This is a genomic window from Bacillus cereus group sp. N6 (genome assembly GCF_016483705.1).
Classification (GTDB): Bacteria; Bacillota; Bacilli; order Bacillales; family Bacillaceae_G; genus Bacillus_A; species Bacillus_A wiedmannii.
On record NZ_JAEHBI010000003.1, the window covers coordinates 1 to 23,956 of the forward strand.

Sequence of the window (23,956 nt, forward strand, 5' to 3'; positions counted from 1 at the left end):
TCTACGGTGTAATTTGTATAGACCTCGTGTAAACCTTCTTCTCCATGGAGTTCGTATAAGCGCAACCAGTATTGAAATTGTGCCTTTGTAATATGCATCTGTTTTGCATATTCTGTTTGAGAAATTGTTTTTGGATTAAATCTTTGGACGAACTTTAACTTTGAATCCTTCGTAAATTTTGTCATACAAAAAACTGCACCTCCAATTGTTAGACTGTGTCTAACAATTGGGGTGCAGTTCATTTTCGATAGCTTTTTTCTGTTTCGTCTTTGTAGTTGTTTTTATTATGTTCAACTCGGAACGGAGAAATACGCTGTGAGTAAAAGATTAGCGGTTCATGGTAATGATGATTACTTTTTCCGGATTTGACGTGGATGAAGAGAACGAATGCCCAGACCATTACGGCAGGTAAGAAGAGAATGAGCCATATCATATGTCCACACCTCGATACGATATATTTTCTACACTTTGAACATACTATTCTTATATGAAGGAATGATGAACGGTGTGTAAACAAAAAAATAATATTTGGTAAAAATATGTTGTTGACTATAGATGAGGTGAAGAGTGGAGCGGTAATGATTTGTTTATTGTGTAGCATTGTGAAAAAAGTAAGGAATGTTTTTTTAGAAGTGGTCTTGCCAATTTTGTGTGAAACTTGGTATTATTACTAGGTAATAAATTTTTATTGGAATAATATTTTTACAGGAGTTTCGATTTATTATAAAGAAATATAAATTGGAATGTTTAAAAAATTTATCGTAAGATGGAAATAGCAATTATTTCTATTAGTAAATGAAATGCATTTTCTAATAGAGTACATCTTATTTTTACAGTCAATCTAGTTTTAGTGACGATAATCTGTAAAAACGGGACAAACAAGAGTATGGGAGTGGATTTTACATGTTTAAAATTCAAGAAGTTCGTGAATTAATTAAATTAATTGATAGCTCTAATATTGATGAATTTGAATACAAAAAAGATGGTACGACAATCAAAATGAAAAAGCGTGGTAATGAAGTTGTTGCGGTGCAAGCACCTGTAGCAAAACAAGTCGTGCAACCAGTAGCACCTGTTGAAGTTGAAACAACAGTAGCGGCAGCACAAGTGGAAGTACCAAAACAAGAAGAGCAAAAAGTGGTTCAAAATGAAAACCTACATAAAATCACATCACCGATGGTAGGTACATTCTATTCTTCATCTTCGCCTGATACACCTGCATATGTAAGTGTAGGAGACAGAGTATCAAAAGATTCTATCGTATGCATTGTTGAGGCTATGAAGTTATTTAATGAAATCGATGCAGATGTAGATGGGGAAATTGTTGAGATTCTTGTTAATAATGGACAGCTTGTTGAGTATGGACAACCGCTATTTCTTGTAAAAGCGTAATAAGGGAGTCTTTGTGATGATAAAAAAAGTATTAATAGCCAATCGTGGGGAAATTGCTGTACGAATTATTCGTGCTTGTAAAGAAATGGATATTGAAACAGTCGCAATTTATTCAGAAGCAGATAAAGAGTCACTTCACGTACAAATTGCTGATGAGGCGTATTGTGTAGGACCAACGATTTCGAAAGAAAGCTATTTAAATTTGACGAACATTATTAGTGTTGCGAAGTTAACAGGCTGCGATGCTATTCATCCAGGATACGGATTTTTAGCAGAGAATGCAGATTTTGCAGAGCTATGCCGTGAATGTAACTTGATTTTTATCGGTCCAAGTCCAGAAGCTATTTCAAAGATGGGCACAAAAGACGTTGCTCGTGATACAATGAAAGAAGCAGGGGTTCCGATTGTACCAGGTTCACAAGGGATTATTAAAAATACCGAAGAAGCGATCGAGCTTGCTAATCAAATTGGATATCCAGTTATTATTAAAGCAACTGCAGGTGGCGGCGGAAAAGGTATTCGTGTTGCACGCCATGAAGAAGAGCTTGTAAAAGGAATTCAAATTACACAGCAAGAAGCTAGTACCGCTTTTGGGAACCCTGGTGTATACTTAGAAAAGTACGTTGAAGATTTCCGCCATGTTGAGATTCAAATAATGGCAGATACACATGGAAATGCCATTCATTTAGGAGAGCGTGATTGTACAATTCAGCGCCGCTTGCAAAAACTACTAGAAGAAAGTCCATCACCTGCACTTGATGAAAATGTTCGCAAGCAGATGGGTGATGCGGCAGTTAAAGCGGCGGTAGCGGTTGATTATACAGGTGCTGGTACGGTTGAGTTTATTTATGAATATAGAACGAAAAGCTTTTATTTCATGGAGATGAATACGAGAATTCAAGTTGAGCATCCAGTTACTGAAATGGTAACAGGGATGGATTTAATTAAAGAACAAATTCGTGTTGCTTCTGGAGAAAAGTTATCGTTACAGCAAGAAGAAGTACAATTTAATGGTTGGGCAATTGAATGCCGAATTAATGCGGAAAACCCTGCCAAAAAATTTATGCCATCCCCAGGTAAAGTAGAAATGTACTTGCCACCAGGCGGATTTGGTATTCGCGTCGATTCAGCTGTATATCCGGGATATTCAATCCCACCTTTCTATGATTCGATGGTTGCTAAATTAATTGTTCACGGAAAAACACGTGAAGAGGCAATTGCAAAAATGAAGCGTGCACTCAGTGAGTTTGTCATTGAAGGCGTACATACAACAATCCCGTTCCATTTGCAATTGCTAGATCATCCTGATTTTGTAAAAGGTGAGTTTAATACGAAGTTTTTGGAAGAGCATGAACTTGTGACGCAGTGATACATTAAAGGAGGTTTTTTTTCATGGCTGAACATATGTTAGATATGGGTCAAGATACAACTCTTGGTAAAGTAGAAATTGCACCAGAAGTAATTGAAGTAATCGCAGGTATTGCAGCTGCTGAAGTAGAAGGTGTAGCGGCAATGCGTGGTAATTTTGCTACAGATGTTGTTGAGAAGTTAGGTAAGAAAAATCATGGTAAAGGTGTAAAGGTTGAATTAGCAAACGAAGATATTATCGTTGACCTTTATGTTGTAATGTATTTTGGCGTAGCAATTCCAGTTGTTGCACAAAAGATTCAAGACAACATTCGCCAGGCACTCTTTACAATGACAGGGCTTGAGCCAAAAGAAGTGAATGTTCACATCGTTGGCGTAACATTCGAAACACAAAAAACAGAAATTGAACCAGTGTAAGAATGAAAAAGGTGCCTAGTAACATAGGCATCTTTTTTATCGTTTCATTTCTTCACAAATTAAAACCCTCTAATTATTATACTATTTCAAAAAATAAGAAATCAAAAAGAAGATGTTTCGTTTTTCCAAAAAACGTACATTGTGATAAGATATGGAACTTGAAGTTAATCTTTTTATTATTTTTCAGCCTTGTAACCCGTGTATGAAACGATAAATTGTGTTATTATCATTGTATTATAAGGTTGGAAAATCAATGAAAACTGTAAGAGTAAGTGAATTGACGGCTTATAAATTATAATAATATAACAAAGCATAAGGAAAGACTTGAAGCATAAAGGAGAGTTACAATGAAACGTAGGACGGCTAGAGAAAGAGCTATGCAAGCATTATACCAAATGGATATTACAGGTGAATTAGAACCGAAAGTAGCGGTGGAAAACACGCTAGATGAAGGTGAAGAAACAAATGATTTTCTAGAATCACTTGTAGTAGGTTTTGTAGAAAATAAAGAAGTAATTGATGAAGCGATTCGTCAAAACTTAAAAAAATGGAAGCTGGAGCGTATTAGTATTGTTGATCGCAGTATTTTACGTGTAGCTGTGTATGAAATGAAATACATGGAAGAAATTCCACACAACGTAACAATTAACGAAGCGATTGAAATTGCTAAAACATTTGGGGATGAGGAATCTCGTCGTTTTATTAACGGCGTTTTATCTAATATAAAAGATACACTGTAATTTCTTTAAGGGGGAATCTTAAAATGGTAGCAGTAATCATCAAAGGAAATGAAGTTGCGGAGAAAAAACGAGCACAATTAACAGAAGAAGTTGTGAAGTTGAAAGAGCAAGGGATTGTACCAGGATTAGCAGTTATTCTAGTTGGAGAAGATCCAGCATCTCGTTCTTATGTAAAAGGAAAAGAAAAGGGCTGTGAACAAGTAGGAATCTATTCAGAGCTAATTGAACTTCCTGAAACAATTACTGAGGAGCGTTTGCTTGCTGAAATCGATCGCTTAAATGGCGATGACCGTATTAATGGCATTTTAGTGCAATTACCTTTACCAAAACATATTGAAGAAAAAGCTATCATTGAAAGAATTTCACCAGAAAAAGATGTAGATGGATTTCACCCAATCAGCGTGGGACGTATGATGACGGGACAAGATACATTCCTTCCATGTACACCGCACGGTATCGTAGAATTAGTAAAAGAAACAAATCTTGATATCTCAGGAAAACATGTTGTAGTAATTGGAAGAAGTAATATTGTCGGCAAGCCAGTGGGGCAATTGTTCTTAAATGAAAATGCAACTGTCACATATTGTCATTCTAAAACGCAAAATATGAAAGAGTTAACGAAGTTAGCTGATATTTTAATCGTAGCTGTTGGACGACCTAAAATGGTAACAGCTGATTATATTAAAGAAGGAGCGGTTGTAATCGACGTTGGTGTGAACCGTTTAGAAACAGGTAAACTTTGTGGTGATGTTGACTTTGACAACGTGTTAGATGTTGCAGGTTACATTACACCTGTGCCAAAGGGTGTTGGTCCAATGACGATCACAATGCTTCTTCATAATACTGTTGAATCTGCTAAGCGTGCAGGTGTCGTTTGTAAATAATTTGAGTCGGCTATGAGGAGAGAGAAATGGAAAAACAATATTTAACCGTTACAGCGTTAACACGCTATATAAAAACAAAAATAGAATATGATCCGCATTTGCAGTCTGTTTGGTTAAAAGGTGAAATTTCCAACTTTAAAAATCATAGTCGTGGCCACATGTACTTTACATTGAAAGATGAAAATGCAAGAATCGCAGCGGTTATGTTTGCGGGTCATAATCGTAATATTAAATTCAGACCTGAAAATGGGATGAAGGTACTTGTGAAAGGGAAAATTTCCGTTTACGAGGCGAGTGGTTCTTATCAAATTTATATTCAAGACATGCAGCCTGACGGAGTCGGAAACCTGCATTTAGCTTACGAACAATTAAAGGTTCGTTTAGAGGAAGAAGGTTTGTTTTCTCAAGTTTATAAAAAAACAATTCCTCCTTACGCTAAAACAATAGGTGTGATTACGTCGCCAACAGGGGCAGCGATTCGTGATGTTATAACAACGATTAAACGTCGTTATCCAATTGGAAATGTTATTGTGTTTCCGGTACTTGTACAGGGGGAGTCAGCAGCTCCCTCAATTGTACAAGCGATTCGTACAGCGAATGAAATGGGAGAGATAGATGTCCTAATCGTTGGGCGAGGGGGAGGCTCTATTGAAGAGTTATGGGCTTTCAATGAAGAAATGGTAGCAAGGGCAATCTTTAAGAGTGAGATCCCTATTATTTCGGCAGTAGGCCATGAAACGGACTTTACAATTGCGGATTTTGTTGCCGATTTACGTGCGCCAACACCGACTGCAGCAGCTGAGCTGGCAGTGCCTAACATTATAGAGTTACAAGAAAAGGTATTACAAAGAACTCTAAGATTGCAAAGAGCAATGAGAGAGTTAGTACATAAAAAAGAAGAAAAACTACAAGTATTGCAAAAATCTTATGCGTTCCGTTATCCAAGACAAGTATATGAGCAAAAAGAAGAGCAATTAGATAGAGCGTTAGAACAGCTTGTTTTAGCGAAAGAGCGCTATATTGATAAAAAGGTAAATCAGTTAAAACAGCTTTCATTTTATTTAGAGAAGCACCACCCAGCTCAAAAAATTATGCAAACGAAGGTAGCGGTTGAAACATTGCAAAAGCAATTGCAACGTGAAATGCAAACATTACTTCAAACGAAAGAATTTGCCTTTGTAAGAGCTGCTCAAAAACTTGAAGCGTTAAGTCCGCTTAAAGTAATGATGAGAGGGTACGGGCTTGTATATGATGAAGAGAAGCAAGTGTTAAAAAGTGTGAAAGATGTCAGCCTTGGAGATGCTGTTTCAGTTCAATTACAAGATGGAATACTAGATTGTAGCGTATCAGGCATAGAGGAGCGTGAATTGAATAATGGAAAATAAATTAAGCTTTGAAGAGGCAATTTCGCAACTTGAGCACCTCGTTTCTAAGCTAGAGCAAGGTGACGTACCTTTAGAAGAAGCAATTTCTTATTTTAAAGAGGGTATGGAATTATCTAAGCTTTGTGATGAGAAGTTGAAGAACGTACAAGAACAAATGGCAGTTATTCTTGGGGAAGATGGAGAGCTTGAACCGTTTACTGCTTTAGGAGATGAAGCATAGTGACTATTGCTTTTGATACTTTTTTGAAAGAAAGTAAAACTTTCGTAGAAGAGAAGCTTGTAAGCTATGCAAATGAATTACAATGTCCAAATGTACTTCGTGAAGCGATGGCATATTCTTTGGAAGCGGGTGGAAAGCGTCTCCGCCCGTTACTTTTATTTGCGACATTACAAGCGTTTGGTAAAGAAAGAAATCTTGGAATAGGTGCAGCTTGTGCTCTTGAAATGATACATACATACTCGTTAGTTCATGATGATTTACCTTGTATGGATGATGATGATTTAAGAAGAGGTAAGCCCACAAATCATAAAGTATTTGGTGAAGCGATGGCAGTTTTAGCAGGCGATGGTTTGTTGACGTATGCTTTTCAAGTTATTATGGCATATGAACAAAAGGAAATCTCTGCTGAAAAAAAAGTAAGACTTGTACTTGAGCTTGCAAAAGCGGCAGGACCAGAAGGAATGGTTGGCGGACAAGTGGCAGATATGGAAGCTGAAGGGAAACAGCTTACGATTGATGAGTTGGAGTATATTCATAAGCATAAGACTGGGAAACTACTTGAATTCGCTGTACTTGCAGGATCGATACTTTCTGATGCCACAGAAGAACAAGAAGAAAAGTTACTTGCGTTTGCAAAATATATCGGCCTAGCTTTCCAAATTCGAGATGATATTTTAGATGTGGAAGGAACCGAAGAAGAGATTGGAAAACCGATTGGTAGTGATGTTTCCAACGAAAAGAGCACATATACGACGTTATTTACTGTAGATAGAGCGAAGGATATTTTAGAAGAAACAATTGCAAAAGCAAAAGGTGCTATTGGTTCCTTGCAATTACAAGATGAATATTTACTATCTATTTGCGATTTGATTGCAAAACGTAATAACTAATATAACAGCGTTTCCATTTGTTGAGTCATTCATCATTTTATGATATAAATGTAGGAAAAGGTTTTTCTTTTCTTGTTATTGGCAAAAATATATGTAGATTACATTGCCGTTATCACTTCGTGTTAGCGGCTATTTTTTTCATCGCCTAAAGAAATATGGTTTATAATAGGATTAGGGCGCAATAGACTGGTTAATTGCAGGACAAGGTGAAAAATAAAAAAAGATAATTTCTTGTTTTGTGTAAATGTTTTTTATAATATTTGACATGTTGACAGATTATGAAATGAAAGTGAGTGATCCATGTGGATCTAACGCAAATTCAAAACCCTAGTTTTTTGAAAGATATGTCTATCGGTGAACTAGAGGGATTGAGTGAGGATATTCGTAAGTTTTTAATTGAAGAGCTCTCTCAAACAGGTGGACATATTGCACCTAATTTAGGTGTAGTAGAACTCACAATTGCTCTGCATAAATTATTTGATAGTCCGAAAGATAAATTTTTATGGGACGTAGGACATCAATCCTATGTACATAAAATTTTAACAGGACGTGCAAAGGAATTCGGTACATTAAGGCAATATCAAGGTCTATGTGGTTTCCCAAAACGTTGCGAGAGTGAGCATGATGTATGGGAAACTGGCCATAGCTCAACATCATTATCTGCTGCAATGGGAATGGCTCTAGCACGTGATTTAAAGAAAACGAAAGAATATGTTATACCAATCATTGGAGATGGTGCTCTAACCGGCGGAATGGCTTTAGAGGCATTGAACCATATTGGACATGAAAAAACAGACATGATTGTTATTTTGAATGATAATGAAATGTCAATTGCACCAAACGTTGGTGCGCTTCATAATGTACTTGGACGTCTACGTACCGCAGGGAAATACCATTGGGTAAAAGATGAACTAGAGTATATATTAAAGAAAATCCCAGCAGTCGGTGGGAAAGTTGCTGCGACAGCAGAGAAAATAAAAGATAGTCTTAAATATTTACTAGTATCCGGTGTCTTTTTCGAAGAATTAGGCTTTACATATTTAGGTCCAGTTGATGGGCACGATTATGAAAAGTTATTCGAAACGTTGCAATATGCAAAGAAAACAAAAGGCCCAGTGCTTGTTCATGTTATTACGAAAAAAGGAAAAGGTTATAAACCAGCTGAGAGTGATGTTATTGGAACTTGGCATGGAACAGGACCTTATAAAATTGAATCAGGTGACTTCGTTAAACCGAAAGAAGTTGCACCAGCATGGAGTGCTGTTGTTAGTGATACAGTACTTAAGCTAGCGAGAACGGATGAGCGTATCGTTGCAATTACACCTGCAATGCCTGTTGGATCGAAACTTGAGAAATTCCAAAAAGAATTCCCGGATCGTATGATTGATGTAGGTATTGCAGAACAGCATGCTACAACAATGGCGGCGGGTATGGCAACGCAAGGAATGAAGCCATTCTTAGCGATTTATTCAACATTTTTACAAAGAGCATATGATCAAGTTGTTCATGATATATGTCGCCAAAATTTAAACGTCTTCATCGGAATCGATCGCTCTGGTTTAGTAGGAGCAGATGGTGAAACGCATCAAGGTGTATTTGACATCTCATTCTTACGTCATTTGCCGAATATGGTACTTATGATGCCGAAAGATGAAAATGAAGGGCAACATTTAGTATATACGGCGATGCAATATGAAGATGGACCAATCGCATTACGTTATGCGCGCGGTAATGGACTTGGTGTTCATATGGATGAAGAACTAAAGGCGATTCCAATCGGTACTTGGGAAACGTTAAAAGAAGGTACACAAGCGGCTATTTTAACATTTGGTACGACAATACCAATGGCAATGGAAGCAGCTGAGCGTCTTGAAAAGGCTGGAGTTTCAGTGAAAGTAGTGAACGCTCGCTTTATTAAACCGATGGATGAAGCATATTTACATGATCTCTTAGGGAAAAATATACCGATTTTAACGATTGAAGAAGCTTGCTTAATTGGTGGTTTTGGAACGGGAGTAGTTGAATTTGCATCTGAGAACGGGTACCATAGTGCGTTAATTGAACGAATGGGTATTCCAGACCGTTTCATAGAGCACGGTAGTGTAACAAAATTATTAGAAGAAATTGGTTTAACGACAGATGCTGTTGTAGACCGTATTCATACAATGATTCCATCAAAACAAAAAAGGGCGTAACAAATGAGTGCAAAAAAAGAAAGAGTAGATGTACTATTAGTAGAGCGAGGACTTATAGAAACACGTGAGAAAGCAAAACGCGCCGTTATGGCCGGACTTGTATATGCGAATGAGATGAGACTTGATAAGCCAGGAGAGAAGATCCCACAAGATACAGAGATTACGGTGAAGGGACAAGTTATGCCGTATGTAAGCCGTGGTGGTTATAAACTTGAAAAGGCATTGGAGACATTTCACCTGGATTTACAAGATAAAGTTATGATAGATATTGGTTCATCAACTGGTGGCTTTACAGATTGTGCGCTTCAAAACGGAGCGAAATTATCTTATGCATTAGATGTAGGATACAATCAACTTGCGTGGAAATTGCGTCAAGATGAGCGTGTTGTCGTAATGGAACGGACAAACTTCCGTTACGTGACACCAGCAGACTTAGAACGTGGTTTACCGCAATTTGCTAGTATCGATGTTTCATTTATATCATTAAAGCTTATACTGCCGGTTTTAAAAACAATGCTTATGCCTAATGGGGATGTAGCAGCGTTAATTAAACCACAGTTTGAAGCTGGAAGAGAGCAAGTTGGGAAAAAAGGTATCGTTCGTGATCGAAAAGTACATGAGGCTGTCGTAGAAATGATTGTCGACTTTGCTATAAAAGAAGGATACGACGTAGAAGGTTTAACATTCTCACCAATTACGGGCGGGGATGGTAATATTGAATTTTTAATTCATCTGAAATGGCATGGTGAACGTGAGAATGGCGAAAATCATTCTCCAGTTTCTGTTGAGCAAGTAGTTACAGAGGCGCATGATGTCCTAAAACAAAAAGGAAAAGGGGAATAACATATGTTGTTCCTCTTTTTGTTGTAATTGTATAATGATTGTAAAAACAATTGTGTACAAGCAACGAATTATAAGTTAACATAAATAAGTGAAGTATACCAATGTTTAAACTATGGTAAGAGATAGTGTGAGGTGCAAATGTATGAATAAAGGTCAGCGCCATATTAAAATCAGGGAAATTATTGCGAACAAAGAAATTGAAACACAAGATGAATTAGTTGATATTTTACGTAATGAGGGATTTAATGTAACGCAAGCAACAGTATCGCGCGATATTAAAGAACTGCACTTAGTGAAAGTGCCATTACATGATGGGCGCTATAAATATAGCTTGCCAGCAGATCAACGATTTAACCCGTTACAAAAATTAAAACGCAATCTAGTGGATTCATTTGTAAAATTAGACACGGCAGGACATATGCTTGTGCTAAAAACATTGCCTGGTAACGCTCATTCACTTGGAGCACTTATTGATCATTTAGAGTGGGATGAGATCATCGGAACCATCTGTGGTGATGATACTTGCTTAATTATTTGCCGTACACCTGAAGATACAGGTGTTGTCTCTGATCGTTTCTTAAATATGTTGTAAAAAAAAATCTTGTTTGCTTTCCTCTGTAAAGTGGAAAGTGAACAGGATTTTTTTATTGGTTAAAAATGTGAATTCTTAATTGTAATATAATATTTTCTTTAAATAAAATTAGAAAATAGGTGCATTGACCCGTAAAACGAATGTTTGGTACAATGGAGCGGTTAGAAAAGTAATTTATACATACAAACATATAGTTTGACTATTTGAATGAAGAACTGAGAAAAGCCCTTAATAGGGGATTAGTTTATAACGAGGTGAATGGGGCATTGTTATCGGAATTATCGATTAGAAACTTTGCTATTATTGAGGCATTAAATATTTCTTTTCAAAAAGGGTTAACGGTTTTAAGTGGTGAAACAGGGGCCGGAAAATCGATTATTATTGATGCGATTAGTTTACTTGTAGGTGGCCGTGGTTCAGCGGAATTTGTTCGATACGGAACAGAAAAAGCTGAGATAGAAGGGCTATTTTATGTAGAAGATGATAAGCATCCGTGTATTGAAAAGGCAGAAGAGTTGGATATAGAAATAGAAGACGGCATGATTATTTTGAAGCGTGATATCGCTGCAAACGGAAAAAGTGTATGTCGTGTAAATGGGAAACTGGTCACCCTTAGTATATTAAAGGAAATTGGAAAAACACTTGTTGATATTCATGGGCAGCACGAAACACAAGATTTAATGAATGAAGAGCGTCATATGTTTATGCTTGATCATTTTGATGGAGATCGCATTGTTAAACAATTGGGTATATATCAAAATGTATACGCTGACTATGAGAAATTAAAAAAACAGTTAAAATCGTTAAGTGAAAATGAACAACAAATGGCGCATCGCTTAGATTTAATTCAATTCCAGCATGAAGAAATCAGTAAGGCGGATTTAAAGATGGATGAAGAAATTGAATTAACTGAAGAACGATTGCAAATTTCTAATTTCGAAAAAATTTACAAAGCATTAGGCGATGCATATCGCTCATTAAGCGCTGACGGACAAGGGTTAGATAATGTACGAAGCGCAATGGGACAAATGGAGAGTATTACACATTTAGATGAAGTTTATCAAGAAAATCATGATTCAATTGCAAATAGCTACTACTTATTAGAAGAAGTTGCATATCAACTTAGAGAAAAGCTCGATATGATGGAATATGATCCGAAGCGTTTAGACGAAATTGAAACGCGTTTAAATGAAATTCGTATGCTAAAGAGAAAATATGGAAATACTGTAGAAGAGATTTTAGCGTATGCTGATAAAATTGAACAAGAAATTTTTACGATTGAAAATAAAGACGTTCATATTGAAACGACGAAGAAGCAATTAAAGGAATTAGAAAGTGTTATTCTGCAAGAAGCAACGTCGTTAAGTAATATGCGTCATGAGCTTGCAGAGCATCTTACAAATGCCATTCATCAGGAATTAAAAGAATTATATATGGAGAAAACAAAATTTGAAGTGAGAATCATGAAGAGAGAAGGAAATGCTGAAGAGCCTCTTGTTGAGGGTGCCCCGGTAAGACTTACGGCGGATGGCTACGATCATGTGGAATTTTATATTTCAACAAATCCAGGTGAGCCGCTAAAACCACTTTCAAAGGTCGCTTCTGGCGGAGAGTTATCTCGTATTATTTTAGCTTTAAAAAGCATTTTTTCTAAGCATCAAGGTGTTGCATCTGTTATTTTTGATGAAGTGGATACTGGTGTAAGTGGTCGGGTTGCACAGGCTATTGCGGAAAAAATTTATCGAGTATCCGTAAACTCGCAAGTACTTTGTATTACGCACTTACCTCAAGTAGCTTCAATGGCGGATTCACATTTATTTATTCGAAAACAAGTAGCGAATGATCGGACAATTACATCAGTTACCGTTTTAACTATGGAGGATAAAGTAACAGAAATAGCTCGAATGATTTCTGGTGTGGAAATTACAGATTTAACGACAGAACATGCGAAAGAATTACTTACGCAAGCGCATCATTTTAAACAGACAGCAGAGGCTATCCAGTAATGGATAGCTTTTTTTCTCAAATAATGATTTCTTAATTCTTCCGGTTATAAATAAAGCACTGCAAGGAGAGATTAAAAAGTGAAGCCAAGAGGCTGAATGTGGGGTAGGAGCGAGGAGAGTGAACAAATTGAGATTAGAAAGATTTCGCAAAATAATAGGTCTTTGTCTCCTTGTTTCTTTAGTTTTTATTGGGTGTTTTAAACCGCTTCGGACGTTTATTTCATCCCCGAAGCAACTTGTTGTTTTTGAAGGGCAACAATCAGAAATAGCTTCATTACCAGTTTTTCACGCTTCATCTACAGATCGTCATGTGTTTACAGTAAGTTCCAATGAACAAAAACAAGGACTTATGGTAAATCCTCATCAAAATGGTGAAGCAGATATGGTGTTTCAGCTTGCTGGTTTTCCAGTGAAAAAAGTAAATGTGAAAGTATTGAAAGATTTTAAAGTTATTCCAGGTGGACAATCAATTGGTGTGAAGTTAAATACAAAAGGGGTACTTGTTGTAGGCCATCATTTAATTCAAACTGAAAAAGGGAAAGTATCTCCTGGTGAAACAGCTGGTGTGCAAATTGGAGATATGATTACTGGAATTAATGGTAAAACAATTGAAAGAATGAGTGATGTAGCACCATTTATTCATAATAGTGGTGAAACAGGTGAACCGCTTAATCTTGTTTTGTTAAGAGATGGAAAACATATCCGCACTAAGTTAACACCACAAAAAGACAGTGGAGAATCGTCTTATCGTATTGGTTTATATATTCGTGATTCGGCAGCTGGAATCGGAACAATGACATTTGTTCATCCTGATTCTATGAAATATGGGGCACTTGGTCATGTCATTTCTGATAACGATACGAAAAAGCCGATTCAAGTCGAAGATGGACAAATTATGCGTTCGACAGTTACATCAATTGAAAGAGGTAGTCATGGGAATCCAGGAGAGAAATTAGCGAGGTTCTCACCAGATCGTGAAGTGATTGGTAATATTACAATAAATAGTCCATTTGGTATATTTGGGAAATTGAATACAAATATACCAAATGGCGTAATGGATAAAGCGATGCCTATTGCACTATCTTATCAAGTAAAAGAGGGACCGGCAAAAATATTAACAGTTATTGATAAAGATAAAGTGGAAGCGTTTGATATTGAAGTTGTAAGTACAGTACCGCAAAAGTTTCCAGCTACAAAAGGCATGGTAATAAAAGTAACAGACAAACGTTTATTAGCGAAAACGGGTGGTATCGTACAAGGCATGAGCGGAAGTCCAATTGTACAAAACGGGAAAGTAATTGGTGCTGTTACACATGTATTTGTAAATGATCCAACGTCAGGATATGGTGTTCATATTGAATGGATGTTACATGAGGCTGGAATTAACATTTATGAACAAGAAAGAAAAGCGAGCTAATTATTAATTAGCTCGCTTTTCTTTTGAAAAATTCGTTGAAATTTTGTAAAAGCTCCGCAAGAGGTGTTTTTTGTTGTAAAATAAAAGAAAAGGGTGGAACGTTTCGTTGTATTTCTATGATGGAATGTGTTGCGAAAGGGAATAAATGAACGATAAACATATTTTTTTGTGATTTTATCGGAAAGTAACAAACTTTAAAAGGGAATTTTCACACAATTGTCGAACAATTCATGTAGCCTAGAAGGATACACATGTCGGAGAATCGATTCGGTAAGGGAGGAAAAGCTGTGGAGAAAATTAAAGTCTGTCTTGTAGATGATAATAAAGAATTAGTATCAATGCTAGAGAGTTACGTAGCTGCTCAAGATGATATGGAAGTAATCGGTACTGCTTATAATGGTCAAGAGTGTTTAAATTTATTAAATGATAAGCAGCCGGATGTACTTGTTTTAGACATTATTATGCCACATTTAGATGGTTTAGCTGTACTAGAGAAAATGCGAAATATTGAAAGGCTAAGACAGCCTAGCGTAATTATGTTGACAGCATTTGGACAAGAAGATGTGACGACAAAAGCTGTTGACTTAGGTGCTTCATATTTCATATTAAAACCATTTGATATGGAGAATTTAACGAGTCATATTCGTCAAGTGAGCGGTAAGGCGAACGCTACCATTAAACGTCCACTTCCATCTTTCCGTTCAGCAACTACAATAGATGGAAAACCGAAAAACTTAGACGCGAGCATTACGAGTATCATTCATGAAATCGGTGTGCCTGCTCATATTAAAGGGTATATGTACTTAAGGGAAGCAATCTCTATGGTGTACAATGATATCGAATTACTTGGATCTATTACGAAAGTATTGTATCCAGATATCGCGAAGAAATATAATACAACAGCAAGCCGCGTCGAGCGTGCAATCCGTCACGCAATTGAAGTAGCATGGAGTCGTGGGAATATTGATTCTATTTCGTCCTTATTCGGTTATACAGTATCCATGTCAAAAGCAAAACCTACGAATTCCGAGTTCATCGCAATGGTTGCGGATAAGCTGAGACTTGAACATAAGGCTAGCTGAGAGTAAAGATAGTAAGGGATTTAAGTTTTAGTAAAGCTTAATCATTCTTTAAATTTATACTCGATATTAAATGTAAAACCAATGAACTTTTTATTTAATGACCAATGAATTTTAGAATTCGTTGGTCTTTTTATTTTATTGAGAACAAGAGATCATTTGATATCATGGAAGATAAATCCTGTTTTTAGTAATATTACATATAAGTGAGTTTTTTTATAAGATAATTAAATAGGTATAGATAGGGAGAAGGGGAATGAAAAATAAAATATTAACTTGGCTAGGAATAGTAGCAGCTATGGGAGTTCTTGCTGTTGCAGTTACATTTGGAATGTTAGAACTTGCCGATAATCCAGTAGATAAAGAAGTGAATGCTCAAATAGATAAAAAAGAAGATCCAACGATAGTAGGTAGAGAGGTAGATGGAGTCTTTGTTGATGTGTATGTTACTGAAAATTCTACTGAAAGCGAAGTCATTACAGTGATGCATCACATGACTCATCAAAAAGTAGTAGCAGAACGAAAATCAGAATCCATTCCAATGATTCAAAATAATGCTGAAAAATTAAAAAATATCATAAATAAGAGTGGCTTTGCGAAAAAAATGAGCTTTTAGAGATTGCTGATAGATGGGCGAAAAAAGATTTTAGTCAAATTGTAGAAGATCACAATTATTTCTCGGATGCCCAAGAAGGTAGCACTTGTAAAGCCACTAGAGCGATGGATGCGGTAGAAGAGCAACATTATATTTTAACTACATTCGGGGAGGAAAAAGCGAAAGAACTATACGATTCAGGAGATGCGCCACATGTGCAATAAAATGAACCTTTAATTAGTAGGGGCTCCCATCCCGCACCTAACGCCATCGTCAAATTGTGTGCCGGGATTCTTACTGCCTGTAAATAGTGAGATAAACTATAGATTACGAAGGAGCTTCCTTTTAGGGAGTTTTTTTATTTCCTTCGATTTAAGGGTTTTGAGGGAATATATAAATTTATGTGAAAAAATGTAGTGAAAAGAAGGATATGTACAGGAAATACGTGGGTTTGACATCATAATTTCCATAACGTATCATTGATTTGGAAAGTTAGAGATATAGGAGAATGGATGAATGACTTTAAAAAAAATAGTGAATCGAGCTTACCCAATCATTGTTATGACAGTGTTTTTATCTATATTTTCAATGATAGTAAGTAAATTTTTTATCCCCAAAACAATTTTGATGAGTGGTGAATTTCCTTATCCGACTGAGGAGTACACTCCCCAAAAAGTCGGTGCTGTTCTAGCGGCGACGTTGCTTTTATTTGCGCTCTTCTTTATGTATTATAAATGGGTTATTAATAAAATGAAAAGAACGTACACAAATATTATGATTGCTTTAGGTATCGTAATCATTTTGACGACGGAAATAATGATTACTTCTATCGCATTTAACCCTGTTGTAGGAGATTATGCCATCCTTAAACAAGGAATTGTCTCTGTGTTTAATGGAGATAATCAATTTTTAGAAATGGGACAGCTTCTATTTTATCCATATAATACACATATTGTATTATTAGGAGGATATTTTGCTAAATTGGTAGGAAGCGTAGATGTGGCGATAAAAATATTACCAATAGTATGTATAACAGGTAGTATTATTTTAAATGTATTGATTGTAAGGAAAATTACAAACTTTAAAGTTGCTCACATATCGATCGTGTTATCTGTGCTAAACATTTTTATATATTGGCAGGCGCCAGTTTTCTATACGCATACATTAGTAATATTTTTTATTTCAGCAACGATGTATACATATTTATGTTTGAAAACAGCGGAAACAAAAAGGTTGAAGATTATTTTATGGATTTTATTAGGAGTTTTTGCGGCTTGTACTTATATTATAAGACCGACAGCATTGGCGTTAGCGTTAGCGATTTTAATTGAGAATATTTTTAAATTTCGTAAGAAGTATTCTGTAAAGGTGTTAAGTAGTGTTTTATTTTGTTTAATCCTTATTGTAAGTTTTAAAAGTATAACGACAAAGCTAAATCTCAGTACCGATAATGAAATTGAAAAAATTCCATTCACTCATTGGGTGAAAATGGGGTTGAACAAAGATACGTACGGTGTGTGGAATCAGGCAGATGCAGATTATATTGATGATGAAAACATAAAGAATACGAAGGATTTAAATGAACACAATAAAGAAGTTATAGTGCAGCGTTTCAGTGAATTTGGTGTAACGGGTTATGTACACCATTTAAATGACAAAATAACTAGAGAATGGGTATCAAGTCAGTTCTCCATGTACCGTATTGGACAATGGTTTGAGCAGAAGAACGACACGATAACTAATTACGTATCGAACTATAGTACAACGAAGTATAAAATCGTTACTGTATATTCGTATGTTATCAAATTATTTGTTTATGTAGCTGTTCTGGCGGCTGTTATACTTTATAAAAAGAAAGATGAAAATGAATCGGAAGTTATACGAATTGCGATGATTAGTACGTTAGGGGTGTTTACTTTCTTATTACTATGGGAAACAGCTCCTCATTATACTTATGAAGCATTTGCATTTATGAATATTCCAGCTTCTTTAGGGTTGTATAAATTGTTTATGATTTTTAATAAAGAAAAGAAACATGCATAATTTGAGTAACTGAAATGAGTAGTAAGAAACCCCTCTTTTATTAAAAGAGGGGTTTTAATTTATTGATTATAAATGTTTGAAAAAAAGATTAAATGGAATCATAGTATATCTGTTAAAGGATTTTAGTAGGGAAGTCATCCGTGATATAATAGAAAATAATAAAAAGCCCTGCAAAACAGGACTGTATTATTCCTCGTCTTTATTTTGTTTTTCTAATTCAACTAACTTTTGAATTAGAATGTGCTGCGGCATATGCATAAGTTGTTCAAGTGGAACACCTAATGCTTTTGATAGGCGGACTGCAGTGTCTGGAGAAATTTGTAATGGTCTCATAGAAGTACCTCCTTTTTCGTATAGTATAGCATAAGATTGGGGGAGTGAGGATGACTCTTATATTTGCACATCGTGGTGCAGCGGGAACGTACCCAGAAAATACAATGATTTCATTTGAAGCAGCTGAATCTTTTAGAGCAGATGGAATTGAGCTTGATGTTCAATTAACGAAAGATGGAAAAGTTGTCGTCATTCATGATGAAACAGTGGACCGGACAACAAATGGAAAAGGTGCGGTTCGTAATTATTTATATGAGGATTTATGTAAATTAGATGCGAGCTATAAATTCGGTGATAAAGTAGGCTTTTGTAAAATACCTCTTTTAGAAGAGGTGTTAGAATGGATTGATAAAACAGAGTTGCTACTTAATATTGAACTGAAAAATAATAAAATTCCATACAGAGGTTTAGAGGAAGAAGTTATAACGCTTGTACGGAAATGTAATCTAGAAGATCGTGTTATATTTTCTTCATTTAATCACTACAGTATGAAAAGGTGTCATATGATGGCTCCTGATATTCAAACAGCGATTTTATATCGTGAAGGTTTGCATAGTCCGTGGGCGTATGCGAAAAAAATGGGCGCTACAGCAGTGCACCCTAATTATCGTTATCTTCAAGATGCTGTTGCTGAATTAACGATGGAAAGTGGTGTAGAGGTTCGGCCCTATACAATAAATGAAGAAACGCTTATGCGTAAATATTTTGATATGAATATTTCGGCGATTATTACTGATTACCCCGAAACAGCAAGAATGTTATTGCCGATAAAAAAATGAGACCGCGTGTAACGGTCTCATTTTTTATTTATAAATAGTGGGGCCTTCCTACCTTCTAAAGCGAGCTTGTACTTTATTTCGTTTACGGTCTCGGTGTAAGACGAAGCCTCCGAAGATATAAAACCCGAGCCCGAAGCAGAGAGCGCCGATTAAAAATTGTAACCATAGTATAGAGAGTGGAGGAAATAGAATCCCGAATACAGTATCTCTCATTAACTTAATGCCAAACACAGCTAATGAAATAGGGATGAGTGCTAATGATAGAGCAAGGTAACGCTGCATATAAACGCTCCTTTTCAGATTATTTTGTTTATTTCAATGATGTTATATGAAAAGGGGGTTTGTCAAGAGGGGGCTGAACGAGTAAGATAAGGGTGTGAAAAATTTTGCAGAGATACTTCGAGAGGAAGTGTAATATATGAAACAAAAAGTTTTAATTGTTGGTGCAGGTGAAGGTGGTAGTACACTGCTGAATCTGTTACAAAGTTCAAATATATTTCAAATTATAGGGATTATTGATATAAATCCGATAGCAAAGGGATTACAAATGGCTAAGGAATATGGGGTTACAATTGGAGAGAGTGTAACGCCGTTTCTTTCTATGCATATTGATGTAATGTTTGATATGACGGGTGACGATGATTTACATAAAGATTTAATAAAGAAAAAGCATAAAGATACTCTTCTTATACCAGGTGATATTGCGAAAATTGTTACGAGATTAGCACATGAGAAGGAAAGTTTAATTGGAAAATTAGAAGAACAGACGCAGCAAGGGGATTTAATTTTAAATTCTACGCATGACGGTATGATTGTGATTGATCGAGAGGGACAAGTACGCCTATTTAATAAAAGTGCAGAGCGTATTATCGGATATAAAAAAGAAGATGCGGTAGGGAAATATATTTTAGAAGTTATTCCGACTAGTAAGTTGCTTCGTATTATACGTACGAAACAAATAGAAGTAAATTATGAACTGACATTAGAGAATGAAAAGAAAATTATTACAACCCGTATTCCAATATTAAAAGAGGGAGGAGAGGTACAAGGGGCATTTGCGATTTTTAAAGATATAACAGAGGTTGTAGATCTTGCGGAAGAAGTTACAGATTTAAAGGAGATTCAAACGTTACTTGAGGCGATTATCAACTCGTCTGAGGAAGCAATTTCGGTCGTGGATGAAAAGGGAAGAGGATTAGTAATTAACCCTGCGTATACGAAATTAACAGGTTTAACAGAAGAGGACATTATTGGGAAACCGGCTACAACTGATATTGTAGAAGGTGAAAGTATGCATATGAAAGTACTTCGAACGCGTAGGGCGGTACGCGGAATACATATGAAGATTGGACAAAAGAAGCGTGATGTAATTGTAAACGTAGCGCCAGTTATAGTGGATGGGATATTGAAAGGAAGCGTTGGTGTAATTCGTGACGTATCAGAAATTCAAAAGTTAACAAATGAATTGAATAGAGCAAGGCAAATTATTCGAACGTTAGAAGCGAAATATTCATTTGATGACATTGTCGGAAATTCAGATGAAACAACGGCCGCTATTGAACAGGCGAAACTTGGAGCGAATACACCGGCAACAGTATTACTACGCGGAGAATCTGGAACGGGTAAAGAATTGTTTGCACATGCAATTCATAATGGAAGTAATCGAAAATATAATAAATTCGTCCGGGTAAACTGTGCTGCTATTTCCGAGACTTTATTAGAAAGTGAATTATTCGGTTATGAGGAAGGTGCATTTTCAGGAGCAAAAAGAGGCGGAAAACGAGGTTTTTTTGAGGAAGCGAATAACGGTAGTATCTTTTTAGATGAAATAGGAGAATTGTCTGCAAATACGCAAGCGAAACTCCTTCGCGTGTTGCAAGAAAAAGAAATTGTAAAAGTTGGTGGAACGAAAGCGATACCTATAAATGTCCGGGTAATTGCAGCGACACATGTGAATTTAGAAAAGGGCATTCTAGAAGGAGAGTTTAGAGAGGATTTATATTATCGATTAAATAAAATTCCAATTCAAATTCCGTCTCTTCGTCAGCGAAAAGGAGATATACCGGCAATTGCAGACAGATTGATTCAAAAAATTAACCAAGATTATGGTCGGAATGTAGAGGGGCTCACTGATTCGGCTATTTCATATTTACAATCATATGAATGGCCAGGAAATGTGAGGGAGCTTGAAAACATTTTAGGACGAGCTATTATCTTTATGAATTATAACGAAATATATATTGATGTCCATCATTTACCACCTTTACATACAGAGGAGCAGACTGAGGTAAAACAAAATAACTTATTACCTGAATTAGAAGAAAAGCCACTTGAACAATTAGTGACAGAGTTTGAAGGGCATATCATTCATGAATGTTTAGAGAGGTTTGATGGAAATAAAACAAAAACTGCAAGAGCATTAGGAATTTCGGTTCGAAATTTATATTACAAGCTAGAAAAGTATGAGTGTGCAAAAAATAGCATGCAATAAATTGCGTACCGTGCAATTTATTGCATGGTATACAAAAAGCGACAAAACGAGACAGAATGTTTCGTTATTTTCCAAAGTATTGATTTCACTGCATTTTGAATGCGTTTTCATTATTGGTAAGACCACTTTTGAAAGTTGGCACGGTATTTGCTTTATAAATAGACGAGGGACGACGGAAAGGGTTGATTACAAAATATGAAGTTAGAACACTTAATTGATCAAGCAGCAGGACAGCCTAAAAAAACTGTGGCTGTAGCAGTAGCTGAAGATCATGAAGTAATTGAAGCTGTAGCGAAAGCAATTAAATTACAGCTAGCTCAATTTCGTCTATATGGAAATCAAGAAAAAATAATGGGGATGCTACAAGAACATGGTTTACAAACTTCAGAACACATTGAAGTGATTGCAGCAGCGTCAAGTGCTGAGGCTGCAGAACTTTCTGTTAAAGCTGTAAGAAATGGCGAAGCAGATGTGCTTATGAAGGGAAACATCCCAACAGCAAATATTTTGAAAGCTGTATTAAATAAAGAGTGGGGACTTCGTAAAGGTAGCGCACTTTCACACGTTGCAGCATTTGAAGTTCCAAATTACGATCGTCTTATCTTTGTTACAGATGCAGCGATGAACATTGCACCTGATGTAACACAAAAAGCTGCTATTATACAGAATACTGTAGAAGTTGCCCAGGCAATAGGAATAGATTTGCCAAAGGTAGCACCAATTGCAGCAGTAGAGGTTGTGAATCCTGCGATGCAAGCGACAATTGATGCCGCGATGTTAACTCAAATGAATCGCCGCGGACAAATTAAAAATTGTGTCGTTGATGGACCACTTGCTTTAGATAATGCAGTATCACAAATTGCAGCAGAACATAAAGGCATAGTAAGTGATGTAGCAGGTAAAGCAGACATTTTACTCGTCCCAACGATTGAAGCTGGAAATGTGCTATACAAATCACTCGTATACTTTGCGGATGCAAAAGTAGGAGCTATGATTGCTGGCGCAAAAGCACCGATTGTTTTAACATCTCGTGCTGATTCAGCAGAAACAAAGGTATATTCATTAGCATTGGCAGTTACGACTGCTTCAAAATAAACCAAACAGGGTAAAACACTAGGGGGAAACGACAATGACATTAGAAATCTTCGAATACTTAGAAAAATATGATTATGAGCAAGTAGTATTTTGTCAAGATAAAGAATCTGGTTTAAAAGCAATCATCGCAATTCATGATACAACACTTGGACCAGCTCTTGGTGGAACAAGAATGTGGACATATGATTCTGAAGAAGCGGCGATTGAAGATGCATTGCGTCTTGCAAAAGGGATGACATACAAAAACGCAGCAGCTGGCTTAAACTTAGGTGGTGCGAAAACAGTAATTATCGGTGATCCACGTAAAGATAAGAGCGAAGCGATGTTCCGTGCATTAGGACGATACATTCAAGGACTAAACGGACGTTACATTACAGCTGAAGATGTTGGTACAACAGTAGATGATATGGATATTATTCACGAAGAAACTGATTTTGTAACAGGTATTTCACCATCATTCGGTTCTTCTGGTAACCCATCTCCAGTAACTGCATACGGTGTTTATCGTGGTATGAAAGCAGCTGCGAAAGAGGCTTTCGGTACTGATAATTTAGAAGGAAAAGTAATTGCTGTTCAAGGTGTTGGTAACGTAGCGTATCACCTATGCAAACATTTACATGCTGAAGGAGCAAAATTAATCGTTACAGATATTAATAAAGAAGCTGTACAACGCGCGGTAGAAGAATTCGGTGCATCAGCAGTTGAGCCAAATGAAATTTACGGTGTTGAATGTGATATTTACGCACCATGTGCATTAGGCGCAACAGTTAATGACGAAACTATTCCACAACTTAAAGCAAAAGTAATCGCAGGTTCTGCAAATAACCAATTAAAAGAAAATCGTCACGGCGACATGATTCATGAAATGGGTATTGTATACGCACCAGACTATGTTATTAATGCTGGTGGTGTAATTAACGTAGCAGACGAATTATATGGATACAATAGAGAACGTGCACTAAAACGTGTTGAGTCTATTTATGACACAATTGCAAAAGTAATCGAAATTTCAAAACGTGATGGCATTGCAACTTATGTAGCAGCAGATCGTTTAGCTGAAGAGCGCATTGCAAGCTTGAAAAACTCTCGTAGCACATACTTACGCAACGGTCACGACATTATTAGCCGTCGCTAATCATTCATATATTACTTTTACAAAAGGTGTGGTTACCTCTTATGAGGTTTCCACCTC

At 36.4% G+C, this 23,956-nt stretch carries 23 protein-coding genes and 1 pseudogene; 20 read left to right on the forward strand and 4 right to left on the reverse strand.

What is annotated here, in order from left to right; translation table 11 throughout:
- The coding region (locus JDS99_RS03155; protein ID WP_199694563.1) for a helix-turn-helix domain-containing protein at positions 1-185 on the reverse strand (185 nt) is incomplete at its 3' end.
- 53 nt (positions 186-238) lie between these two features.
- Positions 239-433 carry a hypothetical protein gene (locus JDS99_RS03160; protein WP_002107729.1) on the reverse strand — a complete coding sequence of 65 codons (195 nt, stop codon included), beginning with the start codon at positions 431-433 and terminating at the stop codon, positions 239-241.
- A 470-nt stretch (positions 434-903) separates the two neighbouring features.
- Between JDS99_RS03160 and accB the strand changes: the two genes are divergently transcribed.
- The 16 genes and pseudogenes from accB to JDS99_RS03240 all read left to right on the forward strand — a co-directional run bounded on the left by accB (position 904) and on the right by JDS99_RS03240 (position 18,066).
- Entirely contained in the window at positions 904-1,392 is a 489-nt protein-coding gene (gene accB / locus JDS99_RS03165) for an acetyl-CoA carboxylase biotin carboxyl carrier protein (RefSeq protein WP_000472875.1), read from the forward strand.
- A 16-nt stretch (positions 1,393-1,408) separates the two neighbouring features.
- Positions 1,409-2,761 carry an acetyl-CoA carboxylase biotin carboxylase subunit gene (accC, locus tag JDS99_RS03170; protein WP_000592872.1) on the forward strand — a complete coding sequence of 451 codons (1,353 nt, stop codon included), beginning with the start codon at positions 1,409-1,411 and terminating at the stop codon, positions 2,759-2,761.
- A gap of 23 nt (positions 2,762-2,784) precedes the next feature.
- Entirely contained in the window at positions 2,785-3,177 is a 393-nt protein-coding gene (locus JDS99_RS03175) for an Asp23/Gls24 family envelope stress response protein (RefSeq protein WP_000807630.1), read from the forward strand.
- A 347-nt stretch (positions 3,178-3,524) separates the two neighbouring features.
- Positions 3,525-3,917, forward strand: coding sequence for a N utilization substance protein NusB (gene nusB / locus JDS99_RS03180; protein ID WP_000830244.1), 393 nt, complete (start codon positions 3,525-3,527; stop codon positions 3,915-3,917).
- Positions 3,918-3,940: 23 nt separating this feature from the next.
- Positions 3,941-4,801: a bifunctional methylenetetrahydrofolate dehydrogenase/methenyltetrahydrofolate cyclohydrolase FolD gene (gene folD / locus JDS99_RS03185; protein ID WP_000226735.1), complete on the forward strand. Its 861-nt coding sequence runs from the start codon at positions 3,941-3,943 to the stop codon at positions 4,799-4,801.
- A 26-nt stretch (positions 4,802-4,827) separates the two neighbouring features.
- The gene (gene xseA, locus JDS99_RS03190) at positions 4,828-6,186 is read left to right on the forward strand and encodes an exodeoxyribonuclease VII large subunit (RefSeq protein ID WP_078182749.1); all 1,359 of its coding nucleotides are present in this window, start codon (positions 4,828-4,830) and stop codon (positions 6,184-6,186) included.
- A complete protein-coding gene (xseB, locus tag JDS99_RS03195) occupies positions 6,176-6,406 on the forward strand; it encodes an exodeoxyribonuclease VII small subunit (RefSeq protein WP_000428423.1) in 231 nt (76 codons plus the stop codon). The genes xseA and xseB overlap by 11 nt, the downstream gene beginning before the upstream one ends.
- Positions 6,406-7,296 (forward strand): (2E,6E)-farnesyl diphosphate synthase, encoded by an 891-nt coding sequence (ispA, locus tag JDS99_RS03200; protein WP_000150365.1) that lies wholly within the window; start codon positions 6,406-6,408, stop codon positions 7,294-7,296. Before xseB ends, ispA begins: the two co-directional genes overlap by 1 nt.
- 302 nt (positions 7,297-7,598) lie before the next feature.
- On the forward strand, positions 7,599-9,491 hold the full coding sequence (gene dxs / locus JDS99_RS03205; RefSeq protein ID WP_046956368.1) for a 1-deoxy-D-xylulose-5-phosphate synthase: 1,893 nt from the start codon (positions 7,599-7,601) through the stop codon (positions 9,489-9,491).
- A gap of 3 nt (positions 9,492-9,494) precedes the next feature.
- Positions 9,495-10,334, forward strand: a complete 840-nt coding sequence (locus JDS99_RS03210) for a TlyA family RNA methyltransferase (protein ID WP_001274751.1) — start codon at positions 9,495-9,497, stop codon at positions 10,332-10,334.
- A gap of 142 nt (positions 10,335-10,476) precedes the next feature.
- Positions 10,477-10,926, forward strand: a complete 450-nt coding sequence (gene argR, locus JDS99_RS03215) for an arginine repressor ArgR (protein WP_001032581.1) — start codon at positions 10,477-10,479, stop codon at positions 10,924-10,926.
- 266 nt (positions 10,927-11,192) lie between these two features.
- Positions 11,193-12,932 carry a DNA repair protein RecN gene (gene recN, locus JDS99_RS03220; protein WP_000947743.1) on the forward strand — a complete coding sequence of 580 codons (1,740 nt, stop codon included), beginning with the start codon at positions 11,193-11,195 and terminating at the stop codon, positions 12,930-12,932.
- Between the two features lie 118 nt (positions 12,933-13,050).
- Complete coding sequence (gene spoIVB, locus JDS99_RS03225; RefSeq protein ID WP_199694565.1) at positions 13,051-14,349, forward strand: SpoIVB peptidase; 1,299 nt, start codon at positions 13,051-13,053, stop codon at positions 14,347-14,349.
- A gap of 287 nt (positions 14,350-14,636) precedes the next feature.
- A complete protein-coding gene (gene spo0A / locus JDS99_RS03230) occupies positions 14,637-15,431 on the forward strand; it encodes a sporulation transcription factor Spo0A (protein WP_033658812.1) in 795 nt (264 codons plus the stop codon).
- 253 nt (positions 15,432-15,684) lie between these two features.
- Positions 15,685-16,247 (forward strand): annotated as a pseudogene (locus JDS99_RS31850) (PRK06770 family protein).
- A gap of 292 nt (positions 16,248-16,539) precedes the next feature.
- The gene (locus tag JDS99_RS03240) at positions 16,540-18,066 is read left to right on the forward strand and encodes a glycosyltransferase family protein (RefSeq protein WP_199694567.1); all 1,527 of its coding nucleotides are present in this window, start codon (positions 16,540-16,542) and stop codon (positions 18,064-18,066) included.
- 186 nt (positions 18,067-18,252) lie between these two features.
- On the opposite strand, the gene JDS99_RS03245 is transcribed toward JDS99_RS03240, so the two are convergent.
- The gene (locus JDS99_RS03245; RefSeq protein ID WP_001247671.1) at positions 18,253-18,399 is read right to left on the reverse strand and encodes a YycC family protein; all 147 of its coding nucleotides are present in this window, start codon (positions 18,397-18,399) and stop codon (positions 18,253-18,255) included.
- Between the two features lie 50 nt (positions 18,400-18,449).
- Here JDS99_RS03245 and JDS99_RS03250 point away from each other — a divergent pair, with 50 nt between their 5' ends.
- Complete coding sequence (locus JDS99_RS03250) at positions 18,450-19,178, forward strand: glycerophosphodiester phosphodiesterase (RefSeq protein ID WP_048546379.1); 729 nt, start codon at positions 18,450-18,452, stop codon at positions 19,176-19,178.
- Between the two features lie 48 nt (positions 19,179-19,226).
- Here the strand turns inward: JDS99_RS03250 and JDS99_RS03255 are convergent, their stop codons facing one another.
- Positions 19,227-19,460 carry a DUF2627 domain-containing protein gene (locus JDS99_RS03255; RefSeq protein WP_001190198.1) on the reverse strand — a complete coding sequence of 78 codons (234 nt, stop codon included), beginning with the start codon at positions 19,458-19,460 and terminating at the stop codon, positions 19,227-19,229.
- Positions 19,461-19,596: 136 nt separating this feature from the next.
- On the opposite strand from JDS99_RS03255, the gene JDS99_RS03260 reads away from it, so the two are divergent.
- From JDS99_RS03260 to JDS99_RS03270, 3 genes are all read left to right on the forward strand, one after another.
- Positions 19,597-21,669: a sigma-54 interaction domain-containing protein gene (locus JDS99_RS03260; protein WP_048546377.1), complete on the forward strand. Its 2,073-nt coding sequence runs from the start codon at positions 19,597-19,599 to the stop codon at positions 21,667-21,669.
- A 195-nt stretch (positions 21,670-21,864) separates the two neighbouring features.
- On the forward strand, positions 21,865-22,764 hold the full coding sequence (yqiS, locus tag JDS99_RS03265; RefSeq protein WP_000763066.1) for a phosphate butyryltransferase: 900 nt from the start codon (positions 21,865-21,867) through the stop codon (positions 22,762-22,764).
- A 34-nt stretch (positions 22,765-22,798) separates the two neighbouring features.
- Positions 22,799-23,899 (forward strand): leucine dehydrogenase, encoded by a 1,101-nt coding sequence (locus tag JDS99_RS03270; protein WP_000171359.1) that lies wholly within the window; start codon positions 22,799-22,801, stop codon positions 23,897-23,899.
- Positions 23,900-23,956: the final 57 nt, after the last annotated feature.